At 73.0% G+C, this 15,345-nt stretch carries 14 protein-coding genes; 7 read left to right on the forward strand and 7 right to left on the reverse strand.

Annotated elements, in window-relative coordinates; all coding sequences use genetic code 11:
• The first annotated feature begins 122 nt into the window (after positions 1–122).
• Positions 123–1,277, forward strand: coding sequence for a cystathionine gamma-synthase (locus tag ABZ404_RS30580; protein WP_358834836.1), 1,155 nt, complete (start codon positions 123–125; stop codon positions 1,275–1,277).
• Between the two features lie 180 nt (positions 1,278–1,457).
• On the opposite strand, the gene ABZ404_RS30585 is transcribed toward ABZ404_RS30580, so the two are convergent.
• From ABZ404_RS30585 to ABZ404_RS30595, 3 genes are all read right to left on the reverse strand, one after another.
• A complete protein-coding gene (locus ABZ404_RS30585; RefSeq protein ID WP_358834837.1) occupies positions 1,458–1,709 on the reverse strand; it encodes a hypothetical protein in 252 nt (83 codons plus the stop codon).
• Positions 1,710–1,800: 91 nt separating this feature from the next.
• Complete coding sequence (locus ABZ404_RS30590; protein ID WP_358834838.1) at positions 1,801–2,295, reverse strand: sigma factor-like helix-turn-helix DNA-binding protein; 495 nt, start codon at positions 2,293–2,295, stop codon at positions 1,801–1,803.
• A gap of 31 nt (positions 2,296–2,326) precedes the next feature.
• Positions 2,327–2,830 (reverse strand): MarR family transcriptional regulator, encoded by a 504-nt coding sequence (locus ABZ404_RS30595; protein ID WP_358834839.1) that lies wholly within the window; start codon positions 2,828–2,830, stop codon positions 2,327–2,329.
• A gap of 155 nt (positions 2,831–2,985) precedes the next feature.
• Here ABZ404_RS30595 and ilvA point away from each other — a divergent pair, with 155 nt between their 5' ends.
• The 3 genes from ilvA to ABZ404_RS30610 all read left to right on the forward strand — a co-directional run bounded on the left by ilvA (position 2,986) and on the right by ABZ404_RS30610 (position 6,196).
• On the forward strand, positions 2,986–4,215 hold the full coding sequence (gene ilvA / locus ABZ404_RS30600; protein WP_358834840.1) for a threonine ammonia-lyase: 1,230 nt from the start codon (positions 2,986–2,988) through the stop codon (positions 4,213–4,215).
• A 158-nt stretch (positions 4,216–4,373) separates the two neighbouring features.
• The gene (locus ABZ404_RS30605) at positions 4,374–5,348 is read left to right on the forward strand and encodes an ATP-binding cassette domain-containing protein (RefSeq protein ID WP_358834841.1); all 975 of its coding nucleotides are present in this window, start codon (positions 4,374–4,376) and stop codon (positions 5,346–5,348) included.
• On the forward strand, positions 5,345–6,196 hold the full coding sequence (locus ABZ404_RS30610; protein WP_358834842.1) for an ABC transporter permease: 852 nt from the start codon (positions 5,345–5,347) through the stop codon (positions 6,194–6,196). Before ABZ404_RS30605 ends, ABZ404_RS30610 begins: the two co-directional genes overlap by 4 nt.
• Before the next feature lie 69 nt (positions 6,197–6,265).
• Here ABZ404_RS30610 and greA read toward each other — a convergent pair whose 3' ends face one another.
• Together greA and ABZ404_RS30620 are read right to left on the reverse strand one after the other, a co-directional pair.
• Positions 6,266–6,763 (reverse strand): transcription elongation factor GreA, encoded by a 498-nt coding sequence (gene greA / locus ABZ404_RS30615; RefSeq protein ID WP_358834843.1) that lies wholly within the window; start codon positions 6,761–6,763, stop codon positions 6,266–6,268.
• Positions 6,764–7,023: 260 nt separating this feature from the next.
• Positions 7,024–7,425 (reverse strand): DUF4307 domain-containing protein, encoded by a 402-nt coding sequence (locus ABZ404_RS30620; protein WP_358834844.1) that lies wholly within the window; start codon positions 7,423–7,425, stop codon positions 7,024–7,026.
• A 126-nt stretch (positions 7,426–7,551) separates the two neighbouring features.
• On the opposite strand from ABZ404_RS30620, the gene mca reads away from it, so the two are divergent.
• Entirely contained in the window at positions 7,552–8,433 is an 882-nt protein-coding gene (gene mca / locus ABZ404_RS30625) for a mycothiol conjugate amidase Mca (RefSeq protein WP_358834845.1), read from the forward strand.
• Complete coding sequence (locus ABZ404_RS30630) at positions 8,426–8,707, forward strand: hypothetical protein (RefSeq protein ID WP_358834846.1); 282 nt, start codon at positions 8,426–8,428, stop codon at positions 8,705–8,707. The genes mca and ABZ404_RS30630 overlap by 8 nt, the downstream gene beginning before the upstream one ends.
• A gap of 231 nt (positions 8,708–8,938) precedes the next feature.
• Here ABZ404_RS30630 and ABZ404_RS30635 read toward each other — a convergent pair whose 3' ends face one another.
• Positions 8,939–12,208: a tetratricopeptide repeat protein gene (locus tag ABZ404_RS30635; RefSeq protein ID WP_358991095.1), complete on the reverse strand. Its 3,270-nt coding sequence runs from the start codon at positions 12,206–12,208 to the stop codon at positions 8,939–8,941.
• A 134-nt stretch (positions 12,209–12,342) separates the two neighbouring features.
• On the opposite strand from ABZ404_RS30635, the gene ABZ404_RS30640 reads away from it, so the two are divergent.
• Positions 12,343–14,346: a thioredoxin domain-containing protein gene (locus tag ABZ404_RS30640; protein WP_358837070.1), complete on the forward strand. Its 2,004-nt coding sequence runs from the start codon at positions 12,343–12,345 to the stop codon at positions 14,344–14,346.
• A 53-nt stretch (positions 14,347–14,399) separates the two neighbouring features.
• Here ABZ404_RS30640 and ABZ404_RS30645 read toward each other — a convergent pair whose 3' ends face one another.
• On the reverse strand, positions 14,400–15,080 hold the full coding sequence (locus ABZ404_RS30645) for a hemolysin III family protein (protein ID WP_358837071.1): 681 nt from the start codon (positions 15,078–15,080) through the stop codon (positions 14,400–14,402).
• Between the last annotated feature and the right edge of the window lie 265 nt (positions 15,081–15,345).

The following is a 15,345-nucleotide window of genomic DNA, read 5'->3' on the forward strand; positions in this document are numbered from 1 at the left end:
GGCCAACCCGCACCCCGCCCTGTGGAAAACCCGGCGCCCGCGGTCTCACGAAATCGCGACCCGGGTCTCACCCAACGGCGACCGCGCCCGCCCGCGCCACCGGCGAACTACGCTCTGGACCCATGAGCCACGAGCACCTCGACAAGAGCTTCGAGACCATCGCGATCCACGCCGGCAACACCGCGGATCCGCTGACCGGCGCGGTCGTACCCCCGATCTACCAGGTCTCCACCTACAAGCAGGACGGCGTCGGCGGGCTGCGCGGCGGCTACGAGTACAGCCGCAGCGCCAACCCGACGCGCACCGCCCTCGAAGAGAACCTGGCGGCCCTGGAGGGCGGTGTCCGCGGACTCGCCTTCGCCTCCGGCCTCGCCGCCGAGGACTGCCTGCTGCGCGCGCTGCTGGCCCCCGGCGACCACGTGGTCATCCCCAACGACGCGTACGGCGGTACGTTCCGCCTCTTCGCCAAGGTGGTCTCGCGCTGGGGCGTGGAGTGGTCGGTCGCCGACACCTCCGACCCGGCGGCGGTACGGGCCGCGGTCACCGACCGTACGAAGGCGATCTGGGTCGAGACGCCCTCGAACCCGCTGCTCGGCATCACCGACATCGCGGCCGTCGCGGCCGTCGCCAAGGACGTCGGCGCCAAGCTGGTCGTCGACAACACCTTCGCGAGCCCCTACCTCCAGCAGCCGCTGGCGCTCGGCGCGGACGTCGTCGTGCACTCCCTGACCAAGTACATGGGCGGCCACTCCGACGTCGTGGGCGGCGCCCTCGTCACCAACTCGGTGGAGCTGGGCGAGGAGCTGGCGTACCACCAGAACGCCATGGGCGCGGTCGCCGGGCCGTTCGACTCCTGGCTGGTGCTGCGCGGCATCAAGACGCTGGCGGTGCGCATGGACCGGCACAGTGAGAACGCCGGGAAGATCGCGGAGATGCTGAACCGCCACCCCAAGGTGTCGCAGGTGCTCTACCCGGGGCTGCCCGAGCACCCCGGCCACGAGGTCGCGGCCAAGCAGATGCGTGCCTTCGGCGGCATGATCTCCTTCCGGGTCGCGGGCGGCGAGCAGGAGGCGGTCGACCTGTGCGCCCGCACCAAGGTCTTCACGCTGGGCGAGTCGCTGGGCGGTGTGGAGTCGCTGATCGAGCACCCGGGCCGGATGACGCACGCCAGCGTCGTCGGCTCCGCCCTGGAGGTGCCGGGTGACCTGGTGCGCCTCTCGGTCGGCATCGAGAACGTCGACGACCTGCTGGCCGACCTCCAGCAGGCGCTCGGCTGACGCTTCCGCTCCCGCTGTCGGCGGCGGTCCCGGAGCCCGGCCCCGCTCCGGGACCGCCCACGCGCGCGTGGAGCGCCGGAAGTCCGCCGACCGGGCGCGAGCCCGTTCCGGGGCCGGGCCACGGACGCGTGGAGCGCGCCGGTGCGAAGCGAGTCTTCAGGACCTGGTGGTCCGGGACCCTCAGAACCCCTCCACCGGTGGCGCCACCGTCGACGGCGGCGTCGCCCACGGATGCACCCGCCACGCCCACACCGTGAAGACGGCCGCCGCCGCCACGATCACCAGCCACATCAGCCGCCGCGCGGCCTGTCGGCGGCGCAGCAGGCGGCGGCCCAACTCGGCCGCGCGTACGGCGAGTTCGGGCGGAACCGGCGGATGCGGCCCCTCCAGCAGGCGGCGGACCTCCGCCTCCTTGCGGTCCGGCGGGCTCACGGCTGCCCCACGCCCATGGGCACCTCTCCGCTCATGCCCCCTGCGCTCGTGGCCCCCGTATTCGCGATCCCCGCCCTCCTGGCCGCCGCCCTCATGAGGCCCCCTCCGGCGTCGGCCTGGGCAGCGGGCGGCGGGGCGGCGCGGACGCGCTGCGCATCGTCGCGATCGCGCGCGTGCACAGCACCCGGACGCGCTCGGCCGGCAGTCCCATCAGCGCGGCCACCTGCTCCTCGGCGACGCCCTCGTACAGTCGCAGGACCAGGACGATCCGCTCCTGCGGGGTGAGCCGGGCCAGTACGCCGCCCGCACGGTCGCGGTGGCGGTGGTGGCGCCAGGCGGTGCTCGCGAAGCGGGCCGCCAGCTCCCGGCGGGTGCGGTCGTACGGGTCCTCGCCGCGCTCGGGGTCCCAGTGCGCGTACGTCCGTGCCAGAGCGGCGGTCAGCAGGCGGCGGGCCCGGTCGTTGTGTTCGGGCGGCTCGCCGGTGAGCAGGGTCGCGGCATGCAGCAGCCGGCCCCCCGCGCCCGCCACGAACGCCTCGAACTCGCGGGCACCGCGGCGCTGCCGTTCCGTCTGCCGCTCGCGCATGGCCTCATATGAAGCCCGTGCGCGCGGCAGGTCAAGAGGTCGGCGCCGCCGGGTCCTGGGCGGCCGACTGCCGGGCCGACAGAGCGGAGTTGAAGCGGGTCAGGAGGGTGCAGAAGGACTCCCGTTCCGCCTCGGTCCAGCCGTCGGTCACCTGGGCCATGAGCTCGCGGCGCGAGGAGCGGACCTCTTCGAGGCGGGTCTGGCCGCGTGGGGACAGCTGGAGCACGACGGCCCGGCCGTCCTCGGGGTGCGAGGTCCGCTTCACCAGGCCCGTGTCGACCAGCGGGGCGACCTGGCGGGTGACCGTCGAGGAGTCGATGCCCATGCCGGCGGCGAGGGCCTTGACGCCCATCGGGCCTTCCTGGTCGAGCCTGTTGAGCAGCAGGTACGCCGCGCGGTCCATCGAGTTGCGGACCTGGCCGACGCCGCCGAGACGGGTCTGCTCCGCGCGGCGCGCGAAGACGGCCACCTGGTGCTGGAGGGCATCGAGGAGACCTGGGTCGAGATGGGAAGTCATGTCCTGAGTAGTGGGCATGGCCGGGGCTCTCTTGTGCGGCGGTCGGTGTGGTGGGGGACAGAGTACGCGGCCCGGCCGGTACGCGTACCGGCCCTGCGCAAAGCTGTGGACAACTGCCGCGGGGATCCGGTCCGCCCCGGCCGCCGGGCCCATGAGCTGCGAGACTTGAGGGCATGAACTTCCGTACGCCCGGCCCCGCGCATCCCCTGATCCTCGACGATGTGCGAGGCGCGCAGAAGATGCTCGCGGGGGTCGCCAGGATGACCGCCCTCGAGGGGTCGCGGCACCTGACCGGGCTGGTCGGCGCCCCGGTTCACCTCAAGTGCGAGAACCTCCAGCGCACCGGGTCGTTCAAGCTCAGGGGCGCCTACGTACGGATCGCCGGGCTGCGCCCCGAGGAGCGCGCGGCCGGGGTGGTGGCCGCGAGCGCGGGCAACCACGCGCAGGGCGTGGCGCTGGCCTCCTCGCTCCTGGGCGTGCGCTCCACGGTGTTCATGCCGGTCGGCGCGCCCCTGCCGAAGGTCGCCGCGACCCGGGAGTACGGCGCGGAGGTCGTCCTGCGCGGCACGGTCGTCGACGAGACGCTGGCGGCGGCCGAGGCGTACGCGCGCGAGACGGGCGCGGTCTTCATCCACCCCTTCGACCACCCGGACATCATCGCGGGCCAGGGCACCGTCGGTCTGGAGATCCTGGAGCAGTGCCCGGAGGTGCGCACCATCGTCGTCGGGGTCGGCGGCGGCGGTCTGGCCGCGGGCATCGCGGTCGCGGTGAAGGCGGTCCGCCCCGATGTGCGGGTGGTCGGCGTGCAGGCGGCGGCCTCGGCGGCGTATCCGCCCTCGCTGGCGGCCGGGCGCCCGGTGGTGATCGACCCGGCCCCGACGATGGCCGACGGGATCAAGGTGGGGCGGCCCGGGGACGTGCCGTTCGCGCTGGTCCAGGAGCTGGTGGACGAGATCCGTACGGTCTCCGAGGACGAGCTGTCCAGCGCCCTGCTGCTCTGTATGGAGCGGGCCAAGCTGGTCGTGGAGCCCGCCGGGGCGAGCCCGGTGGCGGCGCTGCTGAGCGACCCCGGGGCGTTCCGGGGCCCGGTGGTGGCGGTGCTGTCGGGCGGCAACGTGGACCCCGTGCTGCTCCAGCGCATCCTGCGGCACGGCATGGCGGCGGCCGGGCGGTATCTGAGCCTGCGGCTGCGCCTGCCGGACCGGCCGGGGGCGCTGGCGGCCCTGCTCGCCTCGCTGTCGGTGGCCGACGCCAACGTCCTCGACGTGAGCCACGTACGGACCGATCCGCGGCTCGGACTGACCGAGGTGGAGGTGGAGGTGCACCTGGAGACGAAGGGGCCGGAGCACTGCCTGGAGGTCGGGGCGGTGCTGCGGGCCGAGGGGTACCGGGTCATCTCCTGACCGCCCGCTCCGCGGCGGCGTATCTGCGCCGCACCCCTTGAGTAAACGCGATACATCGCGTTAGCGTGTGTCCTGCGCCACAGCTCCGCCGGGCATCAGCTGCCCGGCAATCCTAGGATTTGTGTACGAATCGACACCCAACTCTGGGGGTACCCGATATGCCAGGCGCCATCTATGCCGAAGGCCTGGTGAAGACGTTCGGCGACGTCAAGGCTCTGGACGGCGTGGACCTCGATGTCCCCGAGGGCACGGTTCTGGGCCTCCTCGGCCCCAACGGCGCCGGCAAGACCACCACCGTGCGCGTCCTGACCACCCTGCTCCGGCCCGACAGCGGCCGGGCCACGGTCGCGGGCATCGACGTGCTCAAGCATCCCAACGAGGTGCGCCGCGCGATCGGCCTGTCCGGCCAGTTCGCGGCCGTGGACGAGTATCTGACCGGCCGTGAGAACCTTCGGATGGTCGGTCAGCTGTACCAGATGAAGGCCAAGGAGGCGAAGGCCAGGGCGGGCGAGCTGCTGGAGAAGTTCCACCTCGCCGACGCGGCCGACCGCCCCGCCAAGACGTACTCGGGCGGTATGCGCCGCCGCCTCGACCTGGCCGCGGCCCTCGTCGTCTCGCCGCCCGTGATGTTCATGGACGAGCCGACCACCGGCCTCGACCCGCGCAACCGCCAGCAGCTCTGGGAGGTCATCCAGGAGCTCGTCGCGGGCGGCACCACCCTGCTGCTCACCACGCAGTACCTGGAGGAGGCCGACCACCTCGCCCACGACATCTGCGTCGTCGACCACGGCCGGGTGATCGAACGCGGCACCGCCGACCAGCTCAAGGCCCGCACCGGCGGCGAGCGCGTCGAGGTCGTGGTGCACCAGCGGGAGGAGATCGAGCCCGCCCGCGCGGTGCTCGCCGGGTTCGGCAAGGGCGAGGTCGCCGTCGCCGCGCACACCCGCAAGCTCACCGTGCCGGTCACCGGCGGCGTCAAGCTGCTCGCCGAGGTCATCCGGGAGCTCGACAACCGCGGAGTGGAGATCGACGACATCGGGCTGCGCCGCCCGACCCTGGACGACGTCTTCATCTCCCTCACCGGCCACGCGGCCGAACAGAAGGAAGAAGACGAGAAGGAGGACGCCAAGTGACCGCCGTCGTCGAAACGCCGCGCCTCGCCGCCCCGCAGCCGCGCGGCGGAGTCGTCCAGTCGGTCAACGACTCGCTGGTCGTCGCCAAGCGCAACCTCATAAGGATGATGCGCATACCCGAGATGATCATCTTCGGGCTGATCCAGCCGATCATGTTCGTCGTGCTGTTCAGCTACGTGTTCGGCGGCTCGGTCAGCATCGGCGGCTCCCTGGACCCCGCCGGGTACCGCGAGTTCCTGATGGCGGGCATCTTCGCGCAGACCGTCACCTTCGCCACGGCCGGCGCGGGCGCGGGCATCGCGGACGACATGCACAAGGGGCTCATCGACCGCTTCCGGTCGCTGCCCATGGCCCGCGGGGCGGTCCTCACCGGCCGCACCCTGGCCGACCTGGTACAGACGGCGCTCACCGTCGTGGTGCTCGCCGTCGTCGGCCTGCTGGTCGGCTGGCGGGTCCACCACGGCATCCCCAAGGCGCTCGGCGCGTTCGCGCTGCTGCTCCTGCTCGGCTACGCGTTCTCCTGGATCGGCGCCCTGATCGGCCTCTCGGTGCGTACCCCGGAGGCCGCCACCTCGGGCGGGCTGATCTGGCTCTTCCCGGTGACCTTCGTGTCCAACGCCTTCGTCGCCACCTCCGGGATGACGCCGTGGCTGCGGCACGTCGCCGAGTGGAACCCGTTCAGCGCCACCGTCCAGGCCTGCCGCGACCTCTTCGGCAACCCGGGCGTGGTGCCGTCCGACGCCTGGCCGATGCAGCACCCGGTGATCGCCTCGCTGCTCTGGTCGCTGCTGATCATCGTGGTGTTCCGGACGCTGGCGGTGCGCAAGTACCGCTCGGCGACGGCCTGAGGCACACGGCGAAGCCCCCGGCGGCCCTGGAAAGGGGCCGCCGGGGGCTTCTCGTGTGCGGGGCGGGGCTCAGCCCGTGTAGGGCGTGGCCGCGAGGATCTTCACCGAGGCCTTGCGGCCGTTCGGCAGCTCGTACTGGGCGTCCTCGCCGACCTTCTTGCCGTTGACGCCGGAGCCGAGCGGCGACTGCGGCGAGTACGTCTCGATCTCCGTCGACGCGTACTCGCGCGAGGCGAGGAGGAACTCCAGGGTGTCGTCCTCGTCGCCGTCGAAGGCGATGGTGACGAGCATGCCGGGGGCCACCACGCCGTCCGCGGCGGGCGCCTCGCCGACCTTCGCGTGCTCGAGGAGCTGGGTCAGCTGGCGGACCCGGAGCTCCATCTTGCCCTGCTCCTCCTTGGCCGCGTGGTACCCGCCGTTCTCCCGGAGGTCACCCTCCTCACGGGCCGCCGCGATCTTTACGGCGATCTCCGTGCGCGCGGGACCAGACAGATACTCCAGCTCGGCCTTGAGCTGGTTGTACGCCTCCTGGGTCAGCCAGGTGACGTTGTCGCTGGTCTGGGTCACAGGTGCTCCTCGTCGGTACTGGGAATACAAGCGCATCGCCCTACCCAGAAGAATGTGCCTTCTCGGGCGGGCGAAACCACGAGCCTAACAATTCAGGGCGCGTAGGGGGAGGACGAAAACCGTGGGGACATCGTCGGCGCAGGTCAGCGGGGACGATACGGCGGCGTCGCCCGGCGGGCCACACCGGGGCCGGGCGGAAGCTCCGGGGGCGCGCGGTGCGGGTGATGCGGGTGATGCAGGTGGTGCGGGGTGGGTGCGGGTCAGACCGACTTGCAGCCGACCAGGTCGACCGCGGTCGCCCGCTCGGTGGTCTGCACGGTGATCAGCTCGTCGATACGGCTCTTCTTCTGCTCGAAGCGCACGTCCTTGCGGCCCACCTCGTCGCCGCCGGTCTCCAGCGCGCGCAGGGTGCAGACACCGGTCTCACCGCTGTCCTTGCGCACTTCCAGATGGACCTCGACGGCCTTGGCGGAGACCACCTTGAACTTGATGACCTCGGCGGACACCGACTGGCCGCCCACGTAGTCGTAGCCGATCCAGCCGACCACACCGAGCAGCGCGACGCCCAGGACCGAGCCGATGATCTTGAGCTTGCGGTCGGCGCGCTGGTCCGCGGTGCGCCCGTAGCGCCCCTCGGGAAGCGGTTGGCTTGCCGCGGCCATGGTCGTCCTCCTGCTGCTGGGGGTGCCGGAATTTTCCGCCCCCCGATTCGGTCACTATAGAAGCCGCCCGACGCGCCGGATCACGGAGGGCGACACCCAGGGCGCCGAATCACTGAGGATCTTGTCTTGACTGAGCAGCTGCGACTGATGGCCGTGCACGCCCACCCCGACGACGAGTCGAGCAAGGGCGCGGCCACCATGGCGAAGTACGTGTCCGAGGGGGTGGACGTGCTGGTGGTGACCTGCACCGGAGGCGAGCGCGGCTCCATCCTCAACCCGAAGCTCCAGGGCGACAAGTACATCGAGGAGCACATCCACGAGGTGCGCAAGAAGGAGATGGACGAGGCCCGCGAGATCCTCGGGGTCAAGCAGGAGTGGCTGGGGTTCATCGACTCGGGGCTGCCGGAGGGCGACCCGCTGCCGCCGCTGCCGGAGGGCTGCTTCGCCCTGGAGGACGTGGACCGGGCGGCGGGTGAGCTGGTCCGCAAGATCCGCGCCTTCCGTCCGCAGGTGATCACCACGTACGACGAGAACGGTGGCTATCCGCACCCCGACCACATCATGACCCACAAGATCTCCATGGTGGCGTTCGACGGGGCGGCCGACACGGAGAAGTTCCCGGAGGACGAGTACGGCCCGGCCTACCAGCCGCGGAAGCTGTACTACAACCAGGGCTTCAACAAGCCGCGCACGCTGGCGCTGCACCACGCCCTGCTGGAGCGCGGCATGGAGTCCCCGTACGCGGAGTGGCTGGAGCGGTGGAAGGAGTTCGAGCGGGTCGAGCGCACGCTGACCACGCACGTTCCGTGCGGCGACTTCTTCGAGATCCGCGACAAGGCGCTGATCGCGCACGCCACGCAGATCGACCCCGACGGCGGCTGGTTCCGGGTTCCGATGGAGATCCAGCGGGAGGTCTGGCCGACGGAGGAGTACGAGCTGGCGAAGTCGCTCGTGGACACTTCCCTCCCCGAGGACGACCTCTTCGCGGGCGTACGCGAGAATGCCTGATATGAGCGCAAGCCTGGCACTGACGCATCTGGTCCCGCTGGCCAAGGAGATCGACAACGACAAGGTGACGCCCGGCGTCCTCGGGTTCATCGTCTTCGCGGCGCTGGCCGTGGGGGTGTGGCTGCTGATGAAGTCCATGAACCGGCACATGGGGAAGGTGGACTTCGAGGAGGCGCCCGACCCGGGCGCGTCCGCGTCCCCCTCCGCCTCGGCCTCCGCTTCCGCCTCCACCGCTGTCTCCGCCTCCGGCGAGGGTGGGGCGAAGAAGGTCTGAGGGTGGCCGGGGTGTGGGGTCGGCCGCGGGTTGTGGGTGGCTGGTCGCGCAGTTCCCCGCGCCCCTAGGGGGTTGGGGGCGGCCCTGGTGGCAGGTTCGGGTCTGAGCTGTGCCGGTCGCGCGGTTCCTCGCGTCCCTGGGGGGTGGGGACGGCCCTGATGGCAGGTTCGGGGCTGCCCCCGTGCCCGCCTGGAGGGGGCTGGGGACCCCCCCACGCGTGGTCGCCGGGGACTAGCGGGCCGCCCCCACCGGTACCCCCATCACCTCCCGGGAGTGGCGGGTCGGGACCAGGCCCAGGTGCCAGGCCTGCCAGTTGTCCTCCAGGTCCACCCCGCGCTCCAGCATGAGCGCGTACGCCTCCGCGCAGTCCTCCAGTTTGCTGTCCCGGGTCGGGTGGTCGGCGCGGATCAGCTGCGAGAGCTCCTCCTGGGCCACCGCCACCCCGATCTCCGAGCCGCCCGCCGAGGCGTACGGCAGCAGGGTGCAGCGCAGGAAGCGGGCCCAGTCGCCGCCCCTGCGGTCCCCGTAGGAGTCGAACAGCCCGACCGCCTCGTCGCACAGCCGCAGCGCCTGGGGCGCGCGGTTGTTGCCCGCGTCGATCAGGGCCAGCTCCAGACAGGTCCAGGCCTCGCCGTGAGCCACCCCGATCCGGTGGAAGTCGGCGCGGGCGTCGACCAGGAGCTGGCGGGCGAAGCCGGAGTTGCGCAGGTTGCCGGTCTGCGCGGCGCGCTGGTCGCGGGTGACGCGGCCCGAGTGGTGGCGGGCGCAGGCCAGGCCGTACACGTCCCGCATCCGCGAGAACATCGTCCGGGCCCGCTCCAGCTCGCGGACCGCCTGGTCGCGGTCGCCGCGCTCCTCCAGGGCCTGGCCCAGGTAGTACAGCGTCCACGCCTCGCCCCGCGCGTCCTCCTGGTCGCGGTGGCGCGACAGCGCCTGGCGCAGCCCGTCGACGGCCGGGGACGGGTCGCCGTCCACCAGGCGGGCACGGGCCAGCTGGGTCAGCGCCCAGGCCTCGCCGCGGCCGTCCCGGGTGCGGCCGTACAGGTCGAGCGCGGTGCGCAGGGCCTCCTCCGCGCGGGGCACCTCGCCCATCCGCAGGAACACCTGGCCCAGCTGGAAGTGGGTCCACGCCTCGCCGTGCAGCGACTCGCCCTCGCGGTGCAGGGCGAGCGCCGTGTCCAGCAGGGTCAGGGCGTCCGCCAGGTTCGCCCGGTCGCGCTCGACGGCCGCCAGCGCGTGCAGGGACCAGGCCCGGTCCTCGTCCTGCTCGGGCGCGGCCTGGAGGTCGATGGCCTCGCGCAGCTTGAGCGCCGCCTCGGTGAGGTTGCCCTGGTGGTGCAGGGTGATGCCGAGCGAGGCGAGCGCGAGGGCCGCGCCCGCGTCGTTCTGTGCCTCCCGGTAGAGGCCGACCACCGAGGTCAGGGTGGTGCGGGCGGTGTCGAGCTCGCCGAGCTGACGGGCCGCGATGCCGGTGCGCCAGCGCACCGAGCGTTCGAGGAGGCCCTGGTCGACGGCCTGGGAGAGCTCGCTGATCTCGCCGAGCCGGTACAGGTCGCCGCGCAGCAGGCAGTAGTCGCAGAGCGCGCCCAGCAGGTTGAGCACGGCCTGCTGGTTCACGTCCTCCGCGTCGCGCAGCGCGGCCGTGATGAAGCTCGACTCGTCGTCCAGCCAGCGCAGGGCCGCGTCCAGCGAGGTGAAGCCGTGGCCGCCGAACTGCCCGGCGCGGGTGGAGAGTTTGCCGTCGACCATACGGATCACGGCGTCGGCGAGGTCCGCGTAGTTCTGGATCAGCCGCTCCTGCGCGGCGGTGCGCTCGGCGGCCTCCTCCTCGTCGAGCAGCCGGGCCCGTGCGAACGTCCGTACGGTGTCGTGCAGCCGGTAGCGGTCGGCGCGGACCCGGTCGATCAGACCCGCCCGCGCCAGGTCGGCCAGCAGCCGGCCGGCCTCCGCCTCGCCGGTGGCGAGCAGCGCCGCGGCGGCCGCCGCGCCGAGCGAGGCCCGCCCGGCGAGCGCCAGGCGCCGCAGCAGCCGGCGCGCCGGCTCGCCCTGGTCGGTGTAGCGCAGCCACAGGGCCCGCTCCACGGGCGCCACCGGGCCGTACGCCCCGAGGTCCGCCGCGAGCGTCCGGGCGTCGCGCGCGCCCAGCGAGGAGCCCGCGACGCGCAGCGCGAGCGGCAGCCCGCCGCACAACTCCCGTACGAGCGCGACCGCTTCCCGGTCATCGAAGGCGTACGGCTCCTTGGGGTCCTCCTGCGCCGACTCGCGCAGCAGCTCCTCCGCGCCCGCCTCGTCCAGCGGCTCCACCGCCAGGTGGTGCACCCAGGCCGGGAGGTCCTCGGGCAGCTCCAGCGGCCGCGCGGCCGTCACCAGGACCAGGCTGTCGGAGCGTTCGGGCACCAGGGTGCGCACCTGCTCGGCGTCGACGGCGTCGTCCAGGACCACCGTGACCGGAAGGCCCGTCAGATGCTGGTGGTAGAGCTCGGCGAGGCGGCGCACCTGCTGGTCGGCGGACGACCTTCCCCGAGCTTTCGACTCCGCTCGACCAGAAGAGACCCCATCCCTGAACAGCAGTTGCTCACGGGGCGCGCCGAGCCGGTTGAGCAGGTGCAGCAGCGCGTCACGGGTCGGCAGGGGGGCCTGGGTGCCCCGGCCGCCGCCGCGCAGGTCCACCAGGCAGGCGCCCCGGAACTGGTCCCGCAGCTGGTGGGTCGCGCGCACCGCGAGCGTGGTGCGGCCCACGCCCGCCGGGCCGTGCAGCACCACCACCGTGGGCCGGGTCTCGGTCGCGGCGCGCGCCGAGTGCACCCACTGGGCGATGCGGGTGATCTCCGCGCGCCGCCCCGCGAACGGGCCCTGTGGTTCGGGCAGATGGCCGAAGGACTGCTCCAGGACCGAGCGCCGCCGGGCCGCCGCGCTCTTGTCGGTGCCGCGCAGCTGGGTGGGGACGGAGGTGCTCGCCTTCTTGCCGGTCCGGGCCGCCGGGGCCGTCATGCGCTGCTGGTCGAGGAACGGGCGGATGCCCCGTACGTCCAGGGCGGTCAGCCACTGGAGCCGCAGCTGTTCGGCGCCGCCCGGCCGGCCGAGTTCGCCCGCGCGCCGGTGGGCGGCCGGCCAGTGCGCGGCGGTGACCCGCAGGACGGTGGCCGCGGCCCCGGCGACGGCCACGGCCGCCCCGGCGCCGACCGCGGGTCCGGCGCCGGTGCCCAGCGCCGCGTCGGCGACGACGGCGGCGACCGCCCCGACGGCGGTCACCAGGAACGCCGTGCCCGCCTTCTCGCGCGCGAACAGCGCGCCGAGCGTCGGCTTCCCGGCCTCGGCCTCGTCCAGCGCCCGGGTGTACGCCGTGTACTCCTCCTCGGCGCTCGCGGCCAGCGCGTCCAGCGCCGCCCGGCCGCGGGCCATCAGCGCGTCGGCGTCGGCCCGCCCGCCGGAGCGGCGCACCTCCTCCTCGACCGCGCGTGCCAACAGCCGTTCGGCCTCCGCCCGATGGCCGTCCCGCATGTGGTCCCCCTCCGAGAGCGTCCGGTGCGACATCAGTCCTGGTCGAGTGTGCCGGTGGTGTCAAGTGTTCCGCGTGCCGCGCGTCGGCGCGAGGGAGCCGCCGGATCGGCCCGCCCGTGGGGGAGGATGGGCCCATGTCGAACCGCCTGGCCCATGAGACGTCCCCGTATCTGCTCCAGCACGCCGACAATCCCGTCGACTGGTGGCCCTGGTCGCCCGAGGCGTTCGCCGAGGCGCGCGAGCGCGGGGTGCCGGTGCTGCTCAGCGTCGGGTACAGCAGTTGCCACTGGTGCCATGTGATGGCCCATGAGTCGTTCGAGGACGACGCGACCGCCGCGTACCTCAACGAGCACTTCGTCAACGTCAAGGTCGACCGCGAGGAGCGCCCGGACGTCGACGCCGTCTACATGGAGGCGGTGCAGGCGGCGACCGGCCGGGGCGGCTGGCCGATGACCGTCTTCCTCACCCCGGGCGCCGAGCCGTTCTACTTCGGCACCTACTTCCCGCCCGAGCCGCGCCACGGCATGCCCTCCTTCCGGCAGGTCCTGGAGGGGGTGCGGGCCGCGTGGACGGACCGGCGCGCGGAGGTGGACGAGGTCGCCGCGAAGGTCGTACGGGACCTGTCCGAGCGCGAGCTGGTGTACGGCGGGGGCGCCGGGGTGCCCGGCGAGGAGGAGCTGGCGGGGGCGCTGCTGGGGCTGACGCGGGACTACGACGAGCGGCACGGCGGCTTCGGCGGCGCGCCCAAGTTCCCGCCGTCGATGACGCTGGAGTTCCTGCTGCGCCACCACGCGCGTACGGGCGCCGAGGGCGCGCTGGAGATGGCCGCCGACACCTGCGAGCGGATGGCGCGCGGCGGCATCTACGACCAGCTCGGCGGAGGTTTCGCCCGCTACTCGGTGGACCGCGAGTGGGTGGTGCCGCACTTCGAGAAGATGCTCTACGACAACGCGCTGCTGTGCCGGGTCTACGCGCACCTTTGGCGGGCCACCGGCTCGGAGCTCGCGCGCCGCGTCGCCCTGGAGACGGCCGACTTCATGGTGCGCGAGCTGCGCACCGCCGAGGGCGGCTACGCCTCGGCCCTGGACGCCGACAGCGACGACGGCAGCGGCCGGCACGTCGAGGGCGCGTTCTACGTGTGGACGCCCGCGCAGCTCGCCGAAGCGCTGGGGGAGAAGGACGCCGAGGCGGCGGCGCGGCACTACGGGGTCACCGAGGAGGGCACCTTCGAGGAGGGCGCCTCCGTCCTGCAACTCCCCTCCGGCGGCGGCCCGGTGGCGGCGGACGTACGGGAGCGGCTCCTGGCGGCGCGCGAGCTGCGGCCGCGTCCGGGCCGGGACGACAAGGTGGTGGCCGCCTGGAACGGCCTGGCGATCGCCGCGCTGGCGGAGACCGGCGCGTACTTCGACCGGCCCGACCTGATCGAGCGGGCGACCGAGGCGGCGGACCTGCTGGTGCGCGTCCACATGGACGACCGCGCGCGCCTGGCGCGCACGTCCAAGGACGGCCGGGTGGGCGCCAACGACGGGGTCCTGGAGGACTACGCCGACGTGGCGGAGGGCTTCCTCGCGCTGGCGTCGGTGACGGGGGAGGGGGCCTGGCTGGAGTTCGCCGGGTTCCTGCTCGACATCGTGCTCGACCGGTTCACCGGCGGCGGCGGGGTGCTCTACGACACCGCGCACGACGCCGAGCGGCTGATCCGGCGCCCGCAGGACCCCACGGACAGCGCCACCCCGTCGGGCTGGACGGCGGCGGCTGGCGCGCTGCTCTCGTACGCCGCGCACACCGGCTCCAGCCCGCACCGGGCGGCGGCGGAGGCCGCGCTGGGCGTGGTGAAGGCGCTGGGCCCGCGCGCGCCGAGGTTCATCGGCTGGGGCCTGGCGACCGCCGAGGCGCTGCTCGACGGTCCCCGCGAGGTGGCCGTGGTGGGCGAGCCCGGGAGCGAGCTGCACCGGGCGGCGCTGCTGGGCCGGGCGCCGGGCGCGGTGGTGGCGGTGGGCGAGCCGGGCGGCGCGGAGTTCCCGCTGCTGGTGGACCGGCCCCGGGTCGACGGGGGCCCGGCGGCGTACGTGTGCCGCCACTTCACCTGCGAGGCGCCGGTCACCGGCGCGGACGACCTGGCGCGGGCGCTGTCCTGACAGCCTGCCGTCGCCGCCCCCGCCGTCCGCCCGGAGGGCCGGCGCGGCGACGCTCAGGCGTGCCGGTAGGCGACCAGCGAGATGCCGATGTAGTGGACGATGAACGCGGCCAGCGTGAGGGAGTGGAAGACCTCGTGGAAGCCGAACCACTGCGGCGAGGGGTTGGGGCGTTTGATGCCGTAGATCACACCGCCCGCGCTGTAGAGCAGCCCGCCGACCACGATCAGCACGAGCACCGCGACGCCCCCGGTGTGCAGGAAGTCGGGGAGGAAGAAGACCGCCGCCCAGCCCATCGCTATGTAGCAGGGCGTGTAGAGCCAGCGCGGGGCGCCGACCCAGAAGACGCGGAACGCGATGCCGGCGAGCGCCGCCGCCCACACCGCCCAGAGCAGGACGCGTCCGCTGGAGTCCGGGAGCAGCAGCAGGGTGAGCGGGGTGTAGGTGCCCGCGATGATCAGGAAGATGTTGGCGTGGTCGAGCCGGCGCAGGATCGCCTCGCCCCGCGGCCCCCACTCGCCCCGGTGGTAGAGGGCGCTGACGCCGAAGAGCAGGCAGGCGGTCAGGGCGTAGATCCCGCAGGCGACACGCCCGCGGGTGGAGTGCGCGAACGCGGTGAGTACGAGGCCGGAGACCACGGCCGCCGGGAACATCCCGGCATGCAGCCAGCCGCGCAGTTTCGGCTTCAACGGCTCGGTCGGCGAGAGCGCCGTCACCTGATCAGTCATGTCCAGCATGCTACCTACGCCTCCGTAAGTTACGGATAGGGGCGGCCCGTAACCCTATGCCCCGACCTCCTACCCGGAGGTGAACGCCGGATGCCGAGTGGCGATGCTCACGTGAGAGTGCCTCTGGACATATGGGCGAGCGGCACGGATGATCAGATGAGTGCGGTCGGCACCGGATGAGCGCCAGGTAACACCGAAGCGTCCGGGTCGCAGCCCCCACGGGGCAACGAACGAAGAGACCCTCACCAGGGAATCACCGAACCCTCTACAAGGA

The organism is Streptomyces sp. NPDC005878 (assembly GCF_040629815.1).
Taxonomy (GTDB): Bacteria; Actinomycetota; Actinomycetes; order Streptomycetales; family Streptomycetaceae; genus Streptomyces.

Coding starts and splice junctions, on each gene's coding strand:
- ABZ404_RS30605 (WP_358834841.1), top strand. CDS start 4,374: ATGCCAGGCGCCATCTATGCCGAAGGCCTGGTGAAGACGTTCGGCGAC.
- ilvA (WP_358834840.1), top strand. CDS start 2,986: ATGAACTTCCGTACGCCCGGCCCCGCGCATCCCCTGATCCTCGACGAT.
- ABZ404_RS30620 (WP_358834844.1), bottom strand. CDS start 7,425: ATGGCCGCGGCAAGCCAACCGCTTCCCGAGGGGCGCTACGGGCGCACC.
- ABZ404_RS30580 (WP_358834836.1), top strand. CDS start 123: ATGAGCCACGAGCACCTCGACAAGAGCTTCGAGACCATCGCGATCCAC.
- ABZ404_RS30640 (WP_358837070.1), top strand. CDS start 12,343: ATGTCGAACCGCCTGGCCCATGAGACGTCCCCGTATCTGCTCCAGCAC.
- ABZ404_RS30590 (WP_358834838.1), bottom strand. CDS start 2,295: ATGCGCGAGCGGCAGACGGAACGGCAGCGCCGCGGTGCCCGCGAGTTC.
- ABZ404_RS30595 (WP_358834839.1), bottom strand. CDS start 2,830: ATGCCCACTACTCAGGACATGACTTCCCATCTCGACCCAGGTCTCCTC.
- ABZ404_RS30645 (WP_358837071.1), bottom strand. CDS start 15,080: ATGCTGGACATGACTGATCAGGTGACGGCGCTCTCGCCGACCGAGCCG.
- ABZ404_RS30635 (WP_358991095.1), bottom strand. CDS start 12,208: ATGCGGGACGGCCATCGGGCGGAGGCCGAACGGCTGTTGGCACGCGCG.
- ABZ404_RS30630 (WP_358834846.1), top strand. CDS start 8,426: ATGCCTGATATGAGCGCAAGCCTGGCACTGACGCATCTGGTCCCGCTG.